Raw genomic sequence first — 19,561 nt, 5'->3', positions numbered from 1 at the left:
CAGGCACTGCGGCTGATCAGCCTGCCCCCTACTGCTCTCACCTCGAATCCTACCGGCTTGAGCTGACACAAGCGGCTTTAGCCGCGAGCTTTTCGGGCGCACACGAAAAAACTCCCGCCTCGAAGCATCGAGGCGGAAGTTTTCACACGCCGCAGCGTTTAACCATTAATGACCTTCAGAGGCATTGAACATGGTCTTGGCGTAGATCAGACCCAGGCCATAAGCCCCGCCGTGGGCGATGGAGGTTTTGACGGTTTCGTCGTAGGTCTCGCCGCGTGCCCAGTCACGTTGCAGTTCGAGCAGGTATTGCAGCGAGGTCATCGGGCGGGCGCCCAGTTGCACCATGCGCTGGATCGCCATTTCGTGGGCTTCTACCGACACGTCACCACAGGCGTCAGCGATGAAGTACACCTCGAACCCTTGGTCCAGGGCAGACAGCGCTGGGCCTACGATGCAGACCGAGGTCCACAAGCCGGCGAGGACGATTTTCTGTTTGCCGGCGGCGTTCACCTGTACCGCAATGCGCTCGTCTTCCCAGGTGTTCATGCTGGTACGGTCGATGATGGTGTGCTCGGGGAATACCGATTTGATTTCATCGAAAATCGGACCGGAGAAGCTCTTCTCGGCGACGGTGGTGAGGATGGTCGACACCTTGAATTCACGGGCGGCCTTGGCAACCAGCGCGGCGTTGTTGCGCAGGGTGGTGGCATCAATCGACTTGGTCGCGAAGGACATCTGCGATTGGTGGTCGATCATGATCAGGGTGTGGTCGTCGTGGTTCAGAAGGGTTTTGCCTGGAGCTGCTTTTGCGATTGCCATGGGTAGATTTCCTTTTAGTCGTAATGGTCTGAGTAGCGGGTTTAGTTGAATTCGTTGGCTTGTTTGCAAACCGTGGAGCCATGATGCCCGGTCGCCGAAAAGCCCGGAATAGACAGGGCTGCACGCGCACTTTGCAGAAATGCAAAGGGCCTGAATTGATGTTTTGTGCGAAGGCAATGACAGGGGCAATCGGGGACCAAGGCGTTTCAGGAATCGAGGCTAAAGCCTCTCCCACACCAAACGCTGCCCCTGTAGGAGAGGCTTCAGCCTCGATGCTCTTGATCTTTAGACGCCCAACGGCGATCTCAGAACAAGTCCAACTGCCCACCCACCAACGTGCCGAAGTCGTCATCGACGAAGGGCAGAATCGCGTCTGCCACTGGCTGCAGCTGGCGTGTCAGGTAGTGGTCGTAATCGATGGGTGAGGTGACCGCTTCCAGCGGCTGCGGCCCGGCCAGGGTAATCAGGTAGCTGATCCAGCCGCCGCGTTGGTATTGCCGGGGCCGGCCAAGCTCGGCGTTATAGGCATCGGCGATACGCGCGGCGCGTACGTGGGGCGGCACGTTGCGTTCGTAATCATCCAGCGGGCGGCGCAGGCGTTTGCGATACACCAGCAGCTCGTCTTGCTCACCGGCCAGCGTCGCGGCCACGAAGTCGCGCACATAGGCTTGGTAGGGTTGCCGGCGAAAGATGCGCTCGTACAGTTGTTGCTGGAACTGCTGCGCCAGCGGCGACCAGTCGGTGCGCACCGATTCCAAGCCCTTGTAAACCATCTGCTCGCCCATCAAACCGGCGTAACGCTTCTTGCTGCCCTCCTCCGCGCCGCGAATGGTCGGCATCAGAAAACGGCGGAAGTGGGTTTCGTATTGCAGCTCCAGGGCGCTGGTCAAACCGAGTTCTTCGGTGAGGTGCTTGCGCCACCAGTCGTTGACCATTTGCACCAAACCGCGACCGATCACGCCCGCCTCCTCGTCGGTGTGTTCGCGCCCAAGCCAGACGAAGGTGGAGTCGGTGTCGCCATAGATCACGGTGTGGCCCTGGGCTTCGATCAGCTCGCGGGTTTTGTGCATGATCTGGTGGCCGCGCAGGGTGATGGACGACGCCAGGCGGGGATCGAAGAACCGGCAGCCGCTGGAACCGAGCACGCCGTAGAAGGCGTTCATGATGATCTTCAGCGCTTGCGACAGTGGCTTGTTGCTGTCGCGTTTCGCCTGCTCCCGCCCTTCGGCCACGCGCGACACAATGGCGGGCAGGCAATGCCGCTGACGAGAAAATCGCGCGCCGCGAAAACCTTCAACGGTGGCGCCCTCGTCGCTCTCGCGCAGCCCTTCGACCAGGCCAACCGGGTCGATGAGAAAGGTGCGAATAATCGAGGGGTACAGGCTCTTGTAATCCAGCACCAGCACCGACTCGTACAAGCCTGGCCGCGAGTCCATGACGAAGCCACCAGGGCTGGCTTCAGGCGGGCGCTCGCCGAGGTTCGGCGCGACGAAACCCTGGCGGTGCATCAGCGGCATATACAAATGGGTAAAGGCCGCCACCGAGCCGCCGCTGCGGTCGGCGGGCAGGCCGGTGACGCTGGCGCGTTCGAGCAAAAAGCTCAGCAGTTCGGTTTTGCCGAAGATGCGCGTGACCAGCTCGCAATCTTTCAGGTTGTAGCGCGCGAGGGCCGGTTTGTCCTCGGCGAACATGCGGTCGATTTCGTCCATGCGCTGATACGGCGTGGAAATATCTTTGCCCTCGCCGAGCAAAGTTTGCGCGACGTTTTCCAGGCTGAACGAAGGAAAGCTCCAGGTCGCCGAACGCAGCGCTTCGATGCCATCAATGATCAATCGGCCGGCCGCTTCGGCGAAAAAATGGTTGCTGCGCGCGCCGTGCTCGCGCCAACCCATGGCCTCGCCGTCGCGCCCCAGGCGCAGGGGAATTTGCAGTTTTTGCGAATGCTCCAGTAACACGCGCAGGTCGAACTGCACCACGTTCCAGCCAATGATGGCGTCGGGATCGTGGGTGGCCAGCCAGGTGTTCAGGCGTTCGAGCAATTGGCCGCGCGTGTCGCAATATTCGAGGTCGAAATTCACCGCGCTGTCGTCGGCATTAGGCGGGCCAAGCATGTACACCTGACGCTGGCCGCAGCCTTCGATGGCGATGGAATACAACTCGCCGTGACGGGTGGTTTCGATGTCGAGCGAGGCCAGTTTCAGCTGCGGACGGTAGTCGGGGGCGGGCTTGAGTTGCGCATCATCGAAACCGCCCTGCCCGTCCGGCGTGCCGGAAAACAGCACCGGCGCAGTGATAAAGCGCTCCATCAGGTAGCGCTCGGGCGGGCGAATGTCGGCTTCGTACACATCGACGCCGACACTGCGCAGCAGCTTGTCGATGTTCATCAATTGCCGATGCTGACGGGTGTAAACGCCAAGCACCGGACGGTGATGAAAGTCCTGCAATTGCAGTTCGCGCAGCTCGACGTCTTTCTCTTTGCCCAACATGCCTTCAACCCGCAAACGCTGCTCGGCTGGCACAAACGCGACCGAGGTTTGCACCGGCAAACGCAGCAGTCGCGGGCCGTCGTCTGTGGCCACCCAGAAGCTCACCTGCGTGCCCGCCGGGGTGTCACGCCAGTGCCGCGAAAGCAGAAAGCCGCGCTGTAGGGGTTGCGCCGTCATGAAGGTGCCGAGTCGCCGGGTCAGGAAGAACGAACGATTCTACTGTATCGATATACAGACAGCCGCTTGTTTTTCCTGCGCTGCGGCCAACAGCTGCTGCCTAATCCGACAGACGTCATGGCCAAAACCAACGTTACGGGGGTCTAGAAAACCGAAAGCAACCCGGCCTTCCCACGGAGATTTGCCCATGCAGCTCAAAGGTTCCTGCCATTGCGGCGCCGTCGCCTTCAGCCTCACCAGCCAGCATCCGTACCCGTATCAACGCTGTTACTGCTCGATTTGCCGCAAGACGCAGGGCGGCGGCGGTTACGCCATCAACCTCAGTGGCGACGCACGCAGCATGAAAGTACGCGGGCGCAAACACATCAGCATTTACCACGCGAAAATCAAACCCACCGGCGCCGGGCGCGCCCGCATCAGCAGCGCCGAGCGACATTTCTGCAACCAGTGCGGCAGCGCCTTGTGGCTGTTCAGCCCGCAATGGCCAGACTTGATTCACCCCTTCGCCAGCGCCATCGACAGCGAGTTGCCGGTGCCGCCGGAGCACACCCATTTGCTGCTCGACTCAAAGGCCAGCTGGGTGGAGGTCGACAAGCGCAAGGGCGACAAAACGTTCGAGGGTTTCCCGAAAGAATCGATTGCCCAGTGGCATCAGCGCTTGGGGTTGGAGGGCTGATTACATCGGGCCGTAGGGCGGTCGGTTGTACAGCTGCAGCGTGTCGATAAGTGCATCGGGGCTTACCCGCACGCTGCCGCTATAGGGGCAGTCCATGGCCATTACCAGCAACAGGCCAAAGCCGATCACCGCCGCGAGGCAGCCGGTCATGCAGGCCTGGCTGCGGTTATGCCCGGTGCGCAATGCCACGGCAAAGGCCACGGTGATGAAGCCTCCGCCCAACAACAGGCCCCACATCAGCGGCGGCAGCTGCGAATGGCTGTCGCGCAGGCGATTGCGCCGATGGTCAGTGAGGGCCACGACGTGCTGGTAGAAATGCTCGCTGCGGGTGTGCTGAGAGGGTTCGCTTTGTTCGAGCTGACGGTGCACATGCCACAACTGGTTCAGCGCAATCACCACTTCAATGCTGCTACGCCCCTGTTCCATGGTTCGCCATTCGGTGTTGATGACGTGGTCGGCGTATGTGTCGAGCGCCGTTTGCAGGTCGGTTTGGTGGGGCAGCGGCAGTTGTTGGGCCAGGCGGTATAAGCGACCGAGGGCGTTGGACTCGTGCGAGACATTGCCGGCCGCTACGTCAAACTCGGCGTACACCGCGGAAATAGTGAACGCCAACGTAATGCCGAACACGGCGCCCACCGTTTGGAAGATCGACAGCCCCACGCCGTTGTCGTCGCTCGGTTGCGGGCAGTAGCGGTTGACCAGCAACGAGGCACCGGCGACCAGCACGCCGCTGCCGACCACCAGCACCAAAAATAATGTCCACAGGGGAAATGAGAGCAGGTACATCTGCATGGAAAGTCCTTGGGTTAGCCAGCAAACATCGCCAATTCGCTCGGCGACAACGCTCAGCAGCCTTGCCCAACACCCACGTTCACACCATCCGTCGCTACGCAGCCAACCGTGGGTTATTGCCTGAATCGTCCCGGAAAACCGGGCGGCAAACGCTTGCCGCTGCTGGCAAGCTCGCGCCGCCTGCCTCGCGCCAAGACGCGCCGAAACACCTGTTCTAGAGCCATCGGACAAGTTGGCCCGTGATGTGCAATCCCGGCTGCACCTACTCGCTAACGGCACACACCCATGACCAGCGTATCGAGCAACCTTTCGCTGCTGAGCTTTATAAACTCGATTTCCAAATCGGACGCGAGCGACAGCACCAAACCCGCCACGGGCACCGGCACCGGTTCAGCAACGGACACGGCGGCTGAGGAGCCGAAAGACCCGATTGGTGAACTGCGCAAATACGCGGCCGCCATCGTCGCGCAGTCACGCGGTGGCCTGTTCACCGCGCTGGCCGGTGGCGAGCAGACCAGCCCTGCCGCGTCGGCCGGCTTCAACGGAGCCAACAGCCAGAGCGCGATTCAACTGCCCGACGTGGCGAGCATGAACCGTGACGACGCCGCCAGCTTGCTGCCGCAGGTGCAGAAGCTGATCGACAAAGGCTTGAGTGATTCGGTGGCAGTGGCCGGCTTTAACGGGGACAAACAAACCGAGTCGCTGGAGACTTACCGCGACTGGCTGCAAAGCAAAGCCGGCATCAGCATTTACGTGTGAGCGCCAGGGCGGCGCTTTCAGAAGGCGTAGCGGTACTGCACCTGAACGCCGAGCACCGGGCGCTGTTCATGGAAGGTTGAGGCCCGCGCGTGCACCTGAGCGGCCACGCTGCTGGCCGGACTCAGCGCGTAACGGCTGCCGGCGGTTGCGCTGGGCACCAGTTGTCGCTGACGCAACGGGCTGCGCACTTCGAACTGATCCAACCCTGGAATATCGGACTGCCCCTGGAACACCGGGGCGTCTTCGTTGAGCAGTACATCCATGGCTAGCGCCGCTGTCAGCGTGAGTTGCGGGTCGACCGGCAGGCTGCCGCGCAGCGTGGCGGTGGCGTAGGTTTGCTCACTGCGCGCGCTCTCAATGTTCAACGGCAGGGCGACGTTGCGCTCTTCAAAGCCACGGTGTGCCCCTTGCACATGGGTAAGCGCCAACTCCGGCACCAGCCGTGAATCGCCGACCGCCACGCCATAGCCCACCGCCAATCGCTGCGCCGTGGCTTTGATCGCCACCTGCGACGAGGCGATTTGTACGTCGGTGTCGTGCTCGCCCCGCTGGAAGCGGCTTTCGCCTGTACTCAGGGACGCACCGAGGTCGGCCAGCCAGCCGGTGCCGGTGTCGGCGTGCTGCTGGTAGGCGGCCCACAGCCCAAGGCCATGGGCGCGGTCCTCATGGCCATCACCGTGCCGCCCATCCGTCTCGGCCCAGGCCACGTTCAGCCCCATGGAAACCTGGGCATCCACCCGCCGCCCCGCTCCCAACTGACCGATTCGCTGGCGGCCGTCTGCCACTGACTCGCCCGTGCTCACTGCACCGTCGGCGCTCAGGCAATAGCGTTGCGCCGCACCCGGCAGGCAGTGTTGCTCCACCAACAAGCGCGCGCGGCGGGCCTGCATGGCGAGCAGATCGGTGCTGGTGTGGGCGCTGCGGATGACGGAGGTTTGCAGGTTGCCGAGGTCTTGAATGGGCGCCAATCCCCCGGCCGAACGCTTCCAGATAAACGCCCGCTCGCCCTGGCTGTTGTCAGCCGTGCCGACGACCACGTTGCCGTCGGCACTCACGCCCGTGGCTTCGCTGAAACTGCCGCCAGTCAACAGGCCAAGGCTGGTCATGCCGGTAGCGGCGGTCCAGCGATAGGCGCGGGACGAATCGTCGACCAAGGTGGACGTGCCCACGACCACCGAACCATCAGCGCTCACGCCGTTAGCCGAACTCATGATGCCGCCCAGCGAGCCGAGGTCCTGCATGCCGCTGGCGGCCGTCCAGCGAAACGCCGCGAGGTTGCTGCTGCCCACCACCACGTTGCCGTCGGCGTTCACCGCAAATGCACCGCTTGACGTACTGCCCGGCAGCGTGCCCAAGTCGACCATGGTGCCGCCTTCCCAGCGAAACGCGCGGGTGCCGGCCGTGGCTGCGGCGCTGCCGACGATCACGGCGCCGTCGCTGCTAATGGCCGAGGCCACACTGGAGCCACCGACGCTCAGGCTGCCGAGGTCTTGCATGCCCAGTGCTGCCGTCCATCGAAAGGCGCGACGCAATGCAGCTGCGTCGTTCGCCTCCCCAACCACCACGCTGCCATCGGCGCTAACGCCCCAGGCAATGCTGTGCGTACCGCCCAAGTCACCGAGTGATTGCACACCACTGAGTGCATCCCAACGAAACGCCTGCTGCGCCGCGTTCGAACCGATGCCACCGACGATCACGCTACCGTCGAAATTCAGCGCATTTGCCGAACCTTGGATGGCAACGCCGTTGAGGCCGACCATGCCGGCTTCGTCAGTCCAACGAAAAATCCAGGGCGTGTAGGCGGCATCCCAGCCCTGCCCAACGACCACCTTGCCGTTGGCGCTCACGGCATTGGCGCGGCTGCCGATGCCGGCGGGCAACAGGCCCAGATCGGTCAATACAGGGAATGGCGCAGTACTCGCCGCCGCAACGCCGCTGGTGAGGAACACAACGCATGCACTGAAAAGGACTACACGAACTGGAGGAAACGAGAAGGTTTTCATCGGAAGATGCCTATGGCGAAAGAGCCGCAAGCATCGTAAGAACGAGCACATTGGGTATGTAGGAATACCCTTACAAACTGGTCAGACTATAAGTCAACCATGCTCAAGACTTGAAGACCGTTGCTTATAAAAAGTATGGAATTGGAAGGGCGATCTATAGAACTAAGAAAAACTTCAACATACGTCGAGTACATATGAGAACACTGGCCATCGGGCACACTAGTCTTTATAAATGGATCTACTCTTCCAAAACTAACCAGGCTTATTTTTTATGTGCGACTCTACTCTCGCTGCTGCACTCTGGCATCAGCAGTGACAGCGTCAACGACGCCCATTAACTCCTCCCCTACTTCTGGTTGGAACCGCTTAATATACGCAGCGACTGCATCATTCTTTAGGAGACGGGAAATATATCCTTTGGCTACGACCAAAACCAGCATCGTCTCTCCGAGACCGTCTTCAATGGAGTGATAATTTTGATATAGCTTTTCCATCTCGCGCTCCATCCGGGTAATATCCTGAGCGGGAAAATGCGGCGCAGACTTTCTTCTCCTTTTCTCGCTAAGCTGGTCAGAAGGGGTCATTGCGAACATCATTTTCGCATATCTAACCGTGTAGCAATCGGCAGCCATCATCATTTCTGCGGTTTCTATTTGACGCATAGGCTTCATATTTTTTAGGACTGCAAAAACAGCACGCGGAACTACTTTTGTTTTCAGAAGACTAATTACTTCAGGAGTAATGCCTACAAGTAGATTTTGGCTTTCACGCACTCGACCAATATTCATATTCAGGCTTTTTGCTATTCTATCTGCAGTCACGCCCTTGCCTATCGCTTCTAGAATCATCTTGTGTTCTTGCACTGCAGTTAGCCTGTTAATTTGACGATTGTAAGTAAAACCCTCGTCTTCGGTCGCGATCAGACATAGAGCCTCAACAGCCCCTAACTCGCGCAATGCTTCAAGCCGTAGATGTCCATCGAGCAAAATATATGTTTTTGAGGCGCTCCCGCTTCCACCACCAGGGTATATGGCTATAGGCTCGACGACCCCTATCTCTTCGATAGAAGCCAAAACTGTTTTGTACTTAATAGAGCCGAGCACGTCCTTGCTCACCTTATGAGTGGGCATGATATGGGAAATCGGCACCGCGCAAATATTGGACTCGAAAGCATGCTTGACATTTTTCATGCTGCTACCTCCGCATATACACGCTGGGATAAGACCTCAGGCATATCACTCAACCCCTCGTTTTGCAGCAAGGCTTGAAAGTAATCCTCGGAAAGCAACTTCCTAAGGGCTGTAATGATAAACAGAAGACGCTGTTGGTTAATTTCAGATTTTTTAATAATTAAATGCTGACGCCCAACCTCTTGTTGATAGGTCTTTAACAATTGCGCGGGTGTTGTGATGCGCTCGGTTGTAGCCCTTGACGTTGAAAACTTTTTCCCAAGCGCCTTGCGCTTCTCCAGTAGCCTTCTGACCTTAAGTAGCTGATCTCCTCGAAGCACACCGGTCTCATAGGCTTCTAGCATAGCGGCTTGAGTTTCACCGTCATTTGACTTCGCAACCTTTGTTGCTATCGAGAGTGGAAGCCATCCTTTTTCGACGGCGGAAATTAGCCGATCTTCCCCCTGATTTAGCAGGATCAATATGCATGCTACATAAGTAGACTGAAGCCCGGTTTTATTTGAAATTTCCTTGGGCGTATAACCTCGCTGAGAGAGCTCATTTATAGCCGCCAGAAGATCCCTATTAGAATGGCGCCGGCGCGCTAGATTCTCAATTAAGCTTATCAAATATCTGTCTGCTTCTACTGCAGAAACCTGTACACACGGAATTGTCGTTTCACCTAGCGCCAAAAAAGCTTCAAATCGGCCTTGGCCGCATATCAAATCGAAAGAATCGCCATTCGGCGTTACGGTAATTGGTCTTTTCAAGCCTACGGTAGAAATATTTTCCACGAGCCGCGCAAATACTTGTTGATTGCGGCTTCGCGGATTAAGGACCCTAATCTTCTCCAAGGGCACGTTCTGTATTGGCTCAGCATTACCAATATGCAGCGCCGCGCATTCATTTGAATTTAGGCTCTTCATTTCTTCCTCCGACTATCGTTACTCTCCTACTGAGAGCACCTATGACATCCAAATTATCAAACCTGTATTGCTCCAACTCTCGCAAATCTTCGTCTTTCATGTTCAGCACAGCACGATCCAGTGCTCCCGTAGGTATAACCAAATAATCTTTTACCGTTTCCTCTCCTGGATACATGCGCACCACGAGATTTAAGTCAGGATTTAGCTCAAGAGCCAGTCTCGCCTGCCATTGATACTTCAGAAAGCGAGATGGCTTATATCTAATTACCACAACCGACATTAAAATCTCATCATTTATCACCAATAAACTATTATCATTGTTTACCGAAACGCTTGCGCCCGAACTTCTGATAACTCCTGCGACTCTCTCGACACAGATCGCAACTCTGCCTTTAAGACGTTTGTCCGCATCGAAATAGGAATAGTCTCTCGTAGACCTGTATCCCGCCAAGTCAAAAGCCCGCCGTAAGGTTCCGAATCGGGAAATGTATAACGAGCGAGATGAAGTTAATTTATCGGCATTAATTAGAACAGCCGATAAATAACCATGGCGAGCAAGAAGCGCTTTAAGATCGTCGATTAACTGCTCATCAGACAGAACAGTTGATCTACGGCTAATAATCTCGCGAGCAGCGAAGAAAGTTTCATCATTAATTATGGGACAGAACGCCTTTTTGGCCCTAATCCATTCATTCTCCGGATTCACTCGCTTAAACTGTTTTAACTTTGCAGATGTTTTATTCCACAAATTATTTCCTATATATCGCTCATTCTTTAGGACTGAATCCACGCGACCAGAATTCCAAGGAGTAGGCTTACACCACGTAACGCCCTGCTCGTTTAATAAGCGCGCTATCGCTCCAACCTTTAATTTCTCCTCAATGAAAAGTCTAAAAATCTCACGCACAACCTTCTGCTCTTTCTCTGGACCAGGGATAAGAACTACTCGATCTGTTTGAATGCTCTTCATCTCTCCTTTGCTCAGAATGGCTTTTGGATGACCGCATTGATCGATTAGCTGGCGTCGGTATCCGTATCCCGGCTGACCACCTTGCTTGTAACCAAGGCTAATTAGACGTGCCTGCCCTGCAAAGACTTTTACGGACAGTTCTCGGCTGTACTCTCCAGCCATCATTCGCTTAACACTTTTCAAAATACTTGAGATAGGCGAACCATCATTCTTGAACTGCTCGGCGCAATATTCGACTGCAACTCCAGCTTGACGACACCGAACCTCATACGTCGCGCTTTCATCAGGATCTTGAAAACGCCCCCACCTGCTTACGTCGTAGACCAAGACGATTTGATATTCGAAACTACAACTAGCGACGTCGTTAAATAACTGCTGCAAAGCTTTTCGCCCGTTCAAAGTCAGGCCGCTCTTTCCCGCATCGGTATAAACCTTAGTTATCTCGTAGCCGTTTTGCTCGGCATATAACTTTATTATATCGAGCTGGTTTTCCGTCGAATATTGCTGATGTTCAGTGGACATCCGCACATAAGCTGCCGCATATCTCGGACGCGCTTCAGGTATTAAATATTCAGACTGAGATTTTCTTCGAGGCATGAGGATGGCTCAGAGACTCCCGCTTGTCGGATGTTATTGCTGCACGTTCAAAGTCGTTAAGAATGCACATTCATGACCATAGAAGAAGGTCTCGGAAAAATGATTACTAAAATGGGCAATGAATTTCCAAACGGCGTAGGCAGCGTCTTGTACGCGAACGCCATCGCAGCGGCATTACGAACCGAACTCGGGCAGACTCGCTGCGCTTTGAAGACCTTGCAAAAGTGGACTGATGCCAATGAGCGAACGGCAAAAAATTGGTTAGCAGGAACGCATGGTCCGAGTGGGTATCACCTCATCATGCTGGCCGCCCGTTCCGAAAAGGTCTTACAAATGTTTTTGCATTTGGCCCAACGTCAAGAGGTAATCGTCGCCCTTTCGCTGCCAGTGCTTCGGACAAGCTTGCTTCAAACGGTAGCGCTGTTAGACGAATATCTTTCGATCTCAACAGCAGTTAAATAGATTGGTGCTTCACGCTTCATGTTCATGTTCATGTTCATGTTCATGTTCATGTTCATGTTCATGTTCATGCCGAATAATTCGCGCATTACTGAACTAGCTAAGAGTAGCTTCCTAGACGCGTCGAAACGGAAAAAGCTGGTTAGCGTTTCGGATTTTTCGGCTGATGGCCTCAACTCCCGCGGTCTAACCTAGCGTTAAATGCGGAAGGTTCTCTCACCTGCTAGCGTTATTCAAAACCGCCCCTCTGAATGGTGAAAAAATGCGTGAGCTTTCTGAAACTGAAAAGAAGCTAGCCCTCCTTGTAATCCGTGAAATGGACAAGAACGGGCGAAGCCTAAAGGACGTCGAGCGGGGAGCTGATGCGGTTTTGAAGGTCTTCAGAGATTTCACAGACGCGCCCCGCCCGCACCCAGTGAAGCGAATAATCTACTCGCTACTCTTTCCTTTTAGTAAACCGCCCCTCTCTAACAATCAATACTCGCTCCGCAATGTCGATAAGCGTCCAGCAAGAAATGCTTCCGATTTTAACGAAAGCTTTGTGGTTACCTCGTCGAACCGAAAAGCCCTAGTTAGATACACCTGGGGCTATGTTCCTCATCCAGTCATCGTGAAGGTGCAAGCACTTGTCGAGCGTGAGCAGGGCGCTGGATTCGACATCGTGGCAGGCGAGGCATACGGCCCGTTCAGTTCGCAGGAAACAGCTAATGGCGCGGCGATAGTTATCGCCACATCTTGGTTTGAAAAATATCTTCTTTAGCGCAGACCAAGTTCGCCCTAGATTTTGAGCGTGTCCGCTGTTCGATACGCGGAACGCTTACGACGTCTGCGGCCAATTTCGACCCACGACGCCAGCCCGGCCAATGGCTGGGGGTGCAGGAAGCGTTGGGAATACTGGTCGACCCCAGCAGTTGGCAAGTCGACGCCTATATCGAGCAAGACCAGGTGCACCGCTTGCGCATCGGCGATGCCGTGCGGTTCTACCCTGACGGCCACCCGATTGCCGTACCCGGTCACGTGCTGAACATTGGCAGCACGCGCACCAACCAGCTCAACCACCGCATGCTCGCCTCGCGCTTCGGCGGCCCGGTGCCGACCACCACACACGGGGGCGCGCTGGTGCCAACCGATGCGTTGTTTCAGGTGTTGATTCAGCTGGACCTACCGCCGCCCTCGCTGCACGAAACCCGTGGGCACGTGAAGATCGAGGGCCAGCGGCGCAGCCTGTTGGCCGACGGCGCGACCCATGTGGCGGCGGTGTTGATGCGCGAGAGCGGCTTTTAGCCGCTTAGGTGGCGTCGGCGTGGCTGACCAGGCCTTTGATCACCACGGCAACGCTGGCCACGGCAGCCGGCAGCACCAGCGCAGTAAGCACCTGCTCGAAATTCCAGCCCAGGCCCAGCAGTGTGGCGCCGATCCACGCGCCGAGAATGGCGCCGAAGCGACCAATGCCGAGCATCCATGACACGCCAGTGGCGCGGCCCTGGGTTGGGTAGAAACGGGCCGCTAGCGACGGCATCGCCGACTGCGCACCGTTGATGCACATACCGGCCAGCAGCACCAACGTCGCCAACAACGTGACCTTGCCCAGGCTCTGCCCGACGAAATAGGCGAACACGCCGGCCAGCAGGTAAAACACGCCGATGACTTTGTGCGGGTTGAATTTATCCATCGCCCAGCCCACGCCGACCGCGCTGAGCACGCCACCGAACTGGAACAACGCACCGATAAACGCCGCCTGCTCCATGCTCGCGCCGCTGTCGCGCATCAAGGTCGGCAACCAACTGGTGAGCAGGTAAACGATGACCAAGCCCATGAAATAGGTCAGCCACAGCAACAACGTGCCGGCGCTGTAAGTGCCGGAAAACACCACCTTCAGCACGTTGCGGCTCTGCACGGTTTTCTGCTCCGGCACGCTGAAGTCATTAGCCAGGCCCACTTCAGCCGGCGCAATGGGCGCCAGCACCTTGCGCACCTTGTCGGCGCCGCGATTGCGCACAACCAGAAAACGCGCCGACTCCGGCAGCCACACCAGCAATACCACCGCCAAAATCAACGGCAGAATGCCGCCGAGCAGCAGCAAGCTGTGCCAGCCGAACGCTGGAATCATCTTCGCCGAGATAAACCCGCCGCCGGCCATGCCCAGGTTGAAGCCGCAAAACATGCTGGTCACCAGCAGCGACTTCAAACGCTCCGGGGTGTACTCGGACAGCAACGTGGTGGCATTCGGCATCGCCGCGCCCAGGCCCAAGCCGGTGAGCAGACGCAGCACCAGCAATTGATCGAGGCTGGTGCTGAACGCGGAAATCAGGCTGAAGAAACCAAACAAGCCGACCGCCACGACCAGCACGACCTTACGCCCGAAGCGGTCAGCCAGCGGCCCGGAGCCGAGGGCGCCGAAGACCATGCCGATCAGCGCGGCGCTCATCACCGGACCGAGACTGGCGCGATCCACGCCCCAGTCCTGCGTGAGCGCGGGGGCGATAAAGCCCATGGCAGCGGTGTCGAGGCCATCGAGGAAAACGATGAGGAAACACAGCAGCACGATCTTCCACTGATAACGGGAAAGCGGCTGGGCGTTGATAAAGGTTTGAACATCGAGCGTGCCGGTAGTGGGCACGTGAGCAGGGCTGGTCATGCGAGCAATTCCTGTGAGTTTTTCTTCGCCATGGCACTGCAGGCGAATGGAACAGGAATGAGGGACGGGCTGGACAGGCGCTGCGCAGCGAACATCAGCGAAGCGCGGGTGCGCTGCGGTGAACGCAAATCCATGGCTGGCTCTCATTTGTTTTTATTGGAAGCAAAGCGTGGTCGCACAGAACGACCGAGGGCCAACAGTACGCAGCGGGATGGGGGCGATTCAATCCGATAATCGACTAATTGGGCGTTTATCGAACACTTGTGGAGGGTTGCGGCGCCTGCTGCCCTCTCCCCTAGCCCCTCTCCCGCAAGCGGGCGAGGGGAACGGTACGGCGATCGCCCGCCGAGCTCGGTCAGGCCCCCTCGCCCGTTTGCGGGAGAGGGCGGGGGGAGAGGGCCGCGCCAAACACGCCTTAATGAAACAACCGCGTACTCAACTCCTTACTCGCCTCCAACAACACCGGCAAAAACCGCGTCTCCAATTCCTGCCGCGACACCCGCCCCGCATGGGTGCCCACATTCAGAGCCGCCAGCACCTGGCCGGCTGAATCTTTCAGCGGTACGGCAATCGAGCGCAGCCCCACTTCCAGCTCTTGGTCGATGATGACCCAGCCCTGCTGACGGATCTCGGCCACACTGGCGCGCAGAGCATCCGGCGTGTGCACGGTGCGGCTGGTTTTGATCTGCATCTCGGCATGGTCGATGTAATCGTCCAGCGCGGCGTCATCCAGCGCGGCGAGCAAAATGCGGCCCATCGAGGTGCAGTACGCCGGTAAACGACTGCCGACGCTGAGGTCCACCGAGATCAAACGCTGCGGTGTCGCCGAGCGGGCGATGTAGAGAATTTCGTCACCTTCCAGCGTGGCCATGGAGCAGGCCTCGTGCAGCTGTTCGCTGAGGCGGTCGAGAATCGGCTGGGCCGTAACGGCCAGCGGTGTCGACGACAAATAGGCGTGGCCTAAGGTCAGCACTTTGGGCAGCAGCGAGTACGTGCGCCCGTCGGTGGTCACGTAACCCAGGCTCATCAACGTGTGCAGGCAACGGCGCACGGCGGCACGGGGAATTTCCGTGCGGTGGCTGATCTGCGCGATGGTCAGGTGGCGTTTGCGCTCTTGGAAGGCATGAATCACCGCCAACCCGCGCGCCAGCGAGGTCATGAAATTGGGGTCGCCGGTGAAGGCTTCGATGCGTTTGGCCGGCGAGGCAATAATCGGCGGCGCCAAGGGTGGCAGGGTGATGCGGGCTTCGTCAGTCATGTTGTTATTGATCTCGTAGCCTGGCCAGAAACGCTCTGGATGAAGTGTGGCCGATTATCGAACCGAAGTTCGATTATCGCAATTGACCCGCTCGGGCACGGCGCCTACCGTGACGCCGCTGCGCCCACATCGGTGGCGGCACAGGCTCGGCTCACAAGGCGCGGGCCTTGGAAATACCTCGGTGTTTCCCTTCTCTGTCCGAGCCCTGCCACCGCCGCGCTACCCGCGCGTCGGCAGGCCGGCTCAATTTCCCTGCAACGGTTTAGAAGGTCTGCGCGGTGAGCTGACGCAAGCGGCTGCGAGTGCGCACAAAGTCCAGGTGCGAGCCGGGCCGGCACACCTCGTCCAATTCGGCTTCACAGCCAAGCAGCAAATTCACGCCGCTGTCGTAGGCGATGTCGACGAAGTTGAGGATGCGTTGCTGCACGTCGATGCCTTCACCATCCAGCGGCGGCACGCCGTAAATGGCGATACGCCGGAAGCGTTGGCACAGCCAAAGAAAGTCCGAACTTGAATGAGGATGGCGGCACAGCTCATCGAAATCCAGCAACGCGCGGTTGCCCTCGTAAGCCTGCACACGCAGCGGATGGTGATTGACCGCCAGCACCGCGTCGCGCTCAACCGCCGCGCTGAACTCCAACTGCTGCTCCAACCAATCGCTCAGTGCCGGGCACAACGGCCACGCGTAATGCCCCCACGCTTCCTGGGCCCCGGCACGTTCGCGGTAGTCTTCGCCGGCATCCAGATTAAGCACGGTGAAACGCGACTCCAGCAGGTCGATGGCAGGTTTGAAACGGTCGCGGTACAGCGGATTCGGGCACAGGTTGATCGGCGCGTAATTCGAGGTGCAGACCAGCCCCACGCCTTCATCCACCAGCACCTTGAGCAGGCGCCCCAGCAGCATGGCATCGGCGATGTCATGCACATGGAATTCGTCGAAGCACAGTAAACGCGCCTCCTGCGCCACCTCACGGGCGACGCGCACCAGCGGCTCGCTCTGCCCGGTAAAGGCGCCCATGCGCTGCTGCACCTCCTGCAAAAACGCATGGAAATGCACGCGGCGCTTGGCTTGCACGGGCGCGGCGGCGAAGAAGGTGTCCATCACAAAACTCTTGCCGCGCCCCACGCCGCCCCACAGATAAATGCCGGCAACGGGCTTGCGCAACCAACCACGACGCCCCGCCAGCCAGGCGTCTAGCCAGCTGGCGAGGGTGTCGATGGCCGCCTGTTGCGCGCTGTCGGCCCGGTAACCCCGGGCTTCCAGCGCATCGCTGAAACGCCGCTGAATGCGCAGGCCAACGGGCTCGGTGTTATCGGACGTCAAAACCCACCCTTAGAAATCAAAGAAAACCGTCTCACCTTCGCCCTGAATACGGATATCGAAGCGGTAAGCCAGCTTGCCGTCAACCTCGCAGCGCGTGGCGATCAGGGTTTCGCGGCGCTGCGGCTGCTCGATCAGATTGAGCACCGGGCACTGCGCATTGGCTTGAGCCTCGTCATCGAAATACAAGCGCGTGTGCAGGTGAATATTGATGCCCCGGGCAAACAGCGACACGTTGATATGCGGCGCCATCGGCACACCCGCCGCGTTTTTCACCACGCCGGGTTTGATGGTATGCAGCGTCCACTCACCGGCATCGAAGGTGGTGGCGGTACGGCCGAAGCTATTGAACGGTTTTTCCAGGTTGTAATCGGCGTCGTACTGGCCTTCGTGGTTGGCTTGCCAGAACTCCAGAAACGAGTCGCGCACCAGGTGACCGTTGCCGTCGTACACGTTGCCCAGCAACACAATGTGCTCGCCGGGCGCATCGGGCTTGGCCATCTCGTTCCAGATTTCCTGCTCACGCGGCGGGTTGCCGGCCGCGCTCAGAGCCAGGCCGATATGCACATACGGGCCGGCGGTTTGCGAGGGGGTTTCGTTGAGCAATTGAATAGGCATGGACTCACCCTCCTTAAATGTTTTCGAAGTGGGTCTTGCGCTGTCCGCGCAACACGATATCGAAGCGATACGCCAGGCAATCCATGGGATTGGCCGCGCTCATATCGAGCTTGGCGATCAGGCTTTGTACCGCCTCGGGGTTGGCAATCGACTTCACAATCGGGCACATCGGAATCAGCGGATCGCCTTCGAAATACAGCTGCGTAATCAAGCGCGTGGCGATCGACGGGCCGCTGATGGAGAAGTGAATATGCGCCGGGCGCCAGTCGTTCGGGCCGTTGCGCCACGGGTACGGGCCGGGCTTGATGGTGCGGAAGCTGTAATAGCCGTCGCGGTCGGTGAGGGCACGGCCCACGCCACCGAAGTTCGGGTCCAGCGGCGCCAGGTAACGGTCGTTCTTATGGCGATAGCGGCCACCGGCATTGGCCTGCCACATCTCCACCAACGTATGGGGAATTGGCTTGCCGTATTGGTCGCACACCCGACCGGCCACGATGATGCGCTCGCCCACCGGCAAACCGCCGTTGTTGAAGTTGAGGAGCAGATCGTTATCGTGCTCGCCCATCTTCAAATGGGAAAAGTCAGGGCCGGTGGTTTCGGAAACAGATTGCGGAATGCTCACCAACGCTTGGCGCGGCGAACGGGGCACGGAGGTTTTGTAGTCAGGCGTCAGGGCTTTGGGGTGCCAATTGCGGTCACGGATGACGAAGCGACTGCTGTCTGCATCAGACATGTCCTTCTCCTTTGTTAGATTTATCGGACAAACAAGATGGCTAGTCTGCTGCGACAAAGCGACGCGGGAAAATGAAAGTTAAACGGCCATCCATAACCAAATGGTTATGGAAACCGCTTTTCCCGATACGCCTGCCCCACCTCGCGCAGCACCTCCACGCTCCAGTGCGCCGCCAACGACAACGGCAACGCCGCATTGCTGCAAATGCCCACCGAACCGCCCGGCTCCTTGATGCCTAGCTGCAACTCGGCCAGATCGCCATTGGCCAGATCCAGCTGCACCGCGTCGTAGGGCGCAATCCACACCGCATCGCTGCTTTGCACATAACGGCGACTCAAACTCAACGACAAGGTCTCCAGCCGTTGGCGCGGCGGGGCGATGCCGCACTGCACAAACAGCGCGTCGGCGTATTTGCGAATGGTGGTGCCGGCCAGCGGCAGCACCAGCGGGTAATCGTGCAAAAGCTGCTGGGCCTGGGCCTCGCCTAACAATGGGTGGCCGGCGCGCACCACCAGGGTCATCGACTCGCTGTACAGATGCTCAAACGTCAGGCCCTGAATTTGTGGGCTATCGGTCATGCGCCCGACCACCAAATCCAACTCACCCACATGCAACTGCGACAACAAATACGCGCTCGGCCCGGTGACGACGCTGGCCACCAGCGCCGGGTGCCGCTCGTGAAGTCGGCGCACCACCTCGGGAATCAGCAGGCTTTCCACCGTCGACAGCACACCGAGGCGCACCGTGCCGGACTCGTACTCACCGCTGCGCAAACTGTTCACCCCATCGCGCAGCGCCTGCACGCACGGGCCGGCATAGCGCATAAACGCCACGCCCGCCTCGGTGAGCGCCACGCCGGCCTTGCTGCGCTCAAACAGCGTGGCGCCGAGCAGTTCTTCCAGTTCTTTCAGCGTTTTGGAAATGGCCGGCTGGCTCACCGCCAGCTTATCTGCCGCGCGCGCCAAGGTGCCCTGACGGGCAACTTCGAGGAAACACACCAGATGGCGGAATTTGATGCGGGTATCGATGTTCATAGGCTTCAGCCCTCGCGCGGGCAACCAGTCTGCAAGGGAAGGCAGCCCGAGACAACTGCATGCGGTTTGCCCCACCTGCCCTGCTCTGCTAGCCTCCCGCCCGTTCCAGCCTGCCGAGACCCCTGC

The 19,561-nt window shown here is 58.4% G+C and carries 18 protein-coding genes and 1 pseudogene; 5 read left to right on the top strand and 14 right to left on the bottom strand.

Going from position 1 to position 19,561, the window contains the following annotated elements:
* Positions 1-165: 165 nt before the first annotated feature.
* Positions 166-819 carry a hydrolase gene (locus AC0IW7_RS21425; protein ID WP_471820698.1) on the bottom strand — a complete coding sequence of 218 codons (654 nt, stop codon included), beginning with the start codon at positions 817-819 and terminating at the stop codon, positions 166-168.
* A 305-nt stretch (positions 820-1,124) separates the two neighbouring features.
* On the bottom strand, positions 1,125-3,482 hold the full coding sequence (locus AC0IW7_RS21420; protein WP_471820696.1) for a DNA polymerase II: 2,358 nt from the start codon (positions 3,480-3,482) through the stop codon (positions 1,125-1,127).
* Between the two features lie 187 nt (positions 3,483-3,669).
* Between AC0IW7_RS21420 and AC0IW7_RS21415 the strand changes: the two genes are divergently transcribed.
* Positions 3,670-4,158 (top strand): GFA family protein, encoded by a 489-nt coding sequence (locus AC0IW7_RS21415; RefSeq protein ID WP_471820695.1) that lies wholly within the window; start codon positions 3,670-3,672, stop codon positions 4,156-4,158.
* On the opposite strand, the gene AC0IW7_RS21410 is transcribed toward AC0IW7_RS21415, so the two are convergent.
* The gene (locus AC0IW7_RS21410; protein WP_471820693.1) at positions 4,159-4,950 is read right to left on the bottom strand and encodes a bestrophin-like domain; all 792 of its coding nucleotides are present in this window, start codon (positions 4,948-4,950) and stop codon (positions 4,159-4,161) included. It lies immediately after the preceding gene.
* A gap of 285 nt (positions 4,951-5,235) precedes the next feature.
* On the opposite strand from AC0IW7_RS21410, the gene AC0IW7_RS21405 reads away from it, so the two are divergent.
* Positions 5,236-5,709: a hypothetical protein gene (locus AC0IW7_RS21405; protein WP_471820691.1), complete on the top strand. Its 474-nt coding sequence runs from the start codon at positions 5,236-5,238 to the stop codon at positions 5,707-5,709.
* A 17-nt stretch (positions 5,710-5,726) separates the two neighbouring features.
* On the opposite strand, the gene AC0IW7_RS21400 is transcribed toward AC0IW7_RS21405, so the two are convergent.
* From AC0IW7_RS21400 to AC0IW7_RS21385, 4 genes are all read right to left on the bottom strand, one after another.
* A complete protein-coding gene (locus tag AC0IW7_RS21400) occupies positions 5,727-7,658 on the bottom strand; it encodes a hypothetical protein (protein WP_471820689.1) in 1,932 nt (643 codons plus the stop codon).
* 335 nt (positions 7,659-7,993) lie between these two features.
* Positions 7,994-8,902: a plasmid partitioning protein RepB C-terminal domain-containing protein gene (locus AC0IW7_RS21395; RefSeq protein WP_463381642.1), complete on the bottom strand. Its 909-nt coding sequence runs from the start codon at positions 8,900-8,902 to the stop codon at positions 7,994-7,996.
* The gene (locus AC0IW7_RS21390; RefSeq protein ID WP_463381641.1) at positions 8,899-9,807 is read right to left on the bottom strand and encodes a ParB/RepB/Spo0J family partition protein; all 909 of its coding nucleotides are present in this window, start codon (positions 9,805-9,807) and stop codon (positions 8,899-8,901) included. Before AC0IW7_RS21390 ends, AC0IW7_RS21395 begins: the two co-directional genes overlap by 4 nt.
* Positions 9,785-11,374: a recombinase family protein gene (locus tag AC0IW7_RS21385; RefSeq protein WP_471820687.1), complete on the bottom strand. Its 1,590-nt coding sequence runs from the start codon at positions 11,372-11,374 to the stop codon at positions 9,785-9,787. The genes AC0IW7_RS21390 and AC0IW7_RS21385 overlap by 23 nt, the downstream gene beginning before the upstream one ends.
* A 72-nt stretch (positions 11,375-11,446) precedes the next feature.
* Here AC0IW7_RS21385 and AC0IW7_RS21380 point away from each other — a divergent pair, with 72 nt between their 5' ends.
* The 3 genes from AC0IW7_RS21380 to AC0IW7_RS21370 all read left to right on the top strand — a co-directional run bounded on the left by AC0IW7_RS21380 (position 11,447) and on the right by AC0IW7_RS21370 (position 13,117).
* Positions 11,447-11,836 carry a hypothetical protein gene (locus AC0IW7_RS21380; protein ID WP_463381639.1) on the top strand — a complete coding sequence of 130 codons (390 nt, stop codon included), beginning with the start codon at positions 11,447-11,449 and terminating at the stop codon, positions 11,834-11,836.
* A 259-nt stretch (positions 11,837-12,095) separates the two neighbouring features.
* Complete coding sequence (locus AC0IW7_RS21375) at positions 12,096-12,593, top strand: hypothetical protein (RefSeq protein WP_463381638.1); 498 nt, start codon at positions 12,096-12,098, stop codon at positions 12,591-12,593.
* A 125-nt stretch (positions 12,594-12,718) separates the two neighbouring features.
* Positions 12,719-13,117, top strand: coding sequence for a hypothetical protein (locus AC0IW7_RS21370; RefSeq protein WP_471820685.1), 399 nt, complete (start codon positions 12,719-12,721; stop codon positions 13,115-13,117).
* A 4-nt stretch (positions 13,118-13,121) separates the two neighbouring features.
* On the opposite strand, the gene pcaK is transcribed toward AC0IW7_RS21370, so the two are convergent.
* The 7 genes and pseudogenes from pcaK to pcaQ form a co-directional block, all read right to left on the bottom strand.
* Positions 13,122-14,471 (bottom strand): 4-hydroxybenzoate transporter PcaK, encoded by a 1,350-nt coding sequence (gene pcaK, locus AC0IW7_RS21365; RefSeq protein WP_471820683.1) that lies wholly within the window; start codon positions 14,469-14,471, stop codon positions 13,122-13,124.
* Positions 14,468-14,605 carry a hypothetical protein gene (locus AC0IW7_RS21360; protein ID WP_163016563.1) on the bottom strand — a complete coding sequence of 46 codons (138 nt, stop codon included), beginning with the start codon at positions 14,603-14,605 and terminating at the stop codon, positions 14,468-14,470. The genes pcaK and AC0IW7_RS21360 overlap by 4 nt, the downstream gene beginning before the upstream one ends.
* 281 nt (positions 14,606-14,886) lie before the next feature.
* Positions 14,887-15,715: pseudogene (locus AC0IW7_RS21355) on the bottom strand (IclR family transcriptional regulator domain-containing protein); the annotation flags it as partial.
* A gap of 276 nt (positions 15,716-15,991) precedes the next feature.
* The gene (gene zapE, locus AC0IW7_RS21350) at positions 15,992-17,053 is read right to left on the bottom strand and encodes a cell division protein ZapE (protein WP_471820681.1); all 1,062 of its coding nucleotides are present in this window, start codon (positions 17,051-17,053) and stop codon (positions 15,992-15,994) included.
* Positions 17,054-17,062: 9 nt separating this feature from the next.
* Positions 17,063-17,668 carry a protocatechuate 3,4-dioxygenase subunit alpha gene (pcaG, locus tag AC0IW7_RS21345; protein WP_463551345.1) on the bottom strand — a complete coding sequence of 202 codons (606 nt, stop codon included), beginning with the start codon at positions 17,666-17,668 and terminating at the stop codon, positions 17,063-17,065.
* A gap of 13 nt (positions 17,669-17,681) precedes the next feature.
* Positions 17,682-18,401 carry a protocatechuate 3,4-dioxygenase subunit beta gene (gene pcaH, locus AC0IW7_RS21340; RefSeq protein WP_463541019.1) on the bottom strand — a complete coding sequence of 240 codons (720 nt, stop codon included), beginning with the start codon at positions 18,399-18,401 and terminating at the stop codon, positions 17,682-17,684.
* 104 nt (positions 18,402-18,505) lie between these two features.
* Positions 18,506-19,435 carry a pca operon transcription factor PcaQ gene (pcaQ, locus tag AC0IW7_RS21335; protein WP_471820678.1) on the bottom strand — a complete coding sequence of 310 codons (930 nt, stop codon included), beginning with the start codon at positions 19,433-19,435 and terminating at the stop codon, positions 18,506-18,508.
* Between the last annotated feature and the right edge of the window lie 126 nt (positions 19,436-19,561).

The sequence above is a fragment of the Pseudomonas sp. AC229 genome (assembly GCF_979254655.1).
The sequence above is the reverse complement of the archived record's forward strand: the minus strand, read 5'-3'. Positions and strand labels throughout refer to the sequence as shown.

Bases quoted from the DNA above. Each gene is read 5' to 3' on its own strand.
- AC0IW7_RS21410 (WP_471820693.1), bottom strand. From the start codon at position 4,950: ATGCAGATGTACCTGCTCTCATTTCCCCTGTGGACATTATTTTTGGTG.
- pcaG (WP_463551345.1), bottom strand. From the start codon at position 17,668: ATGCCTATTCAATTGCTCAACGAAACCCCCTCGCAAACCGCCGGCCCG.
- pcaH (WP_463541019.1), bottom strand. From the start codon at position 18,401: ATGTCTGATGCAGACAGCAGTCGCTTCGTCATCCGTGACCGCAATTGG.
- AC0IW7_RS21415 (WP_471820695.1), top strand. From the start codon at position 3,670: ATGCAGCTCAAAGGTTCCTGCCATTGCGGCGCCGTCGCCTTCAGCCTC.
- AC0IW7_RS21395 (WP_463381642.1), bottom strand. From the start codon at position 8,902: ATGAAAAATGTCAAGCATGCTTTCGAGTCCAATATTTGCGCGGTGCCG.
- AC0IW7_RS21380 (WP_463381639.1), top strand. From the start codon at position 11,447: ATGACCATAGAAGAAGGTCTCGGAAAAATGATTACTAAAATGGGCAAT.
- AC0IW7_RS21385 (WP_471820687.1), bottom strand. From the start codon at position 11,374: ATGCCTCGAAGAAAATCTCAGTCTGAATATTTAATACCTGAAGCGCGT.
- AC0IW7_RS21420 (WP_471820696.1), bottom strand. From the start codon at position 3,482: ATGACGGCGCAACCCCTACAGCGCGGCTTTCTGCTTTCGCGGCACTGG.
- AC0IW7_RS21390 (WP_463381641.1), bottom strand. From the start codon at position 9,807: ATGAAGAGCCTAAATTCAAATGAATGCGCGGCGCTGCATATTGGTAAT.
- AC0IW7_RS21375 (WP_463381638.1), top strand. From the start codon at position 12,096: ATGCGTGAGCTTTCTGAAACTGAAAAGAAGCTAGCCCTCCTTGTAATC.
- pcaK (WP_471820683.1), bottom strand. From the start codon at position 14,471: ATGACCAGCCCTGCTCACGTGCCCACTACCGGCACGCTCGATGTTCAA.
- pcaQ (WP_471820678.1), bottom strand. From the start codon at position 19,435: ATGAACATCGATACCCGCATCAAATTCCGCCATCTGGTGTGTTTCCTC.
- AC0IW7_RS21405 (WP_471820691.1), top strand. From the start codon at position 5,236: ATGACCAGCGTATCGAGCAACCTTTCGCTGCTGAGCTTTATAAACTCG.
- AC0IW7_RS21360 (WP_163016563.1), bottom strand. From the start codon at position 14,605: ATGGATTTGCGTTCACCGCAGCGCACCCGCGCTTCGCTGATGTTCGCT.
- AC0IW7_RS21425 (WP_471820698.1), bottom strand. From the start codon at position 819: ATGGCAATCGCAAAAGCAGCTCCAGGCAAAACCCTTCTGAACCACGAC.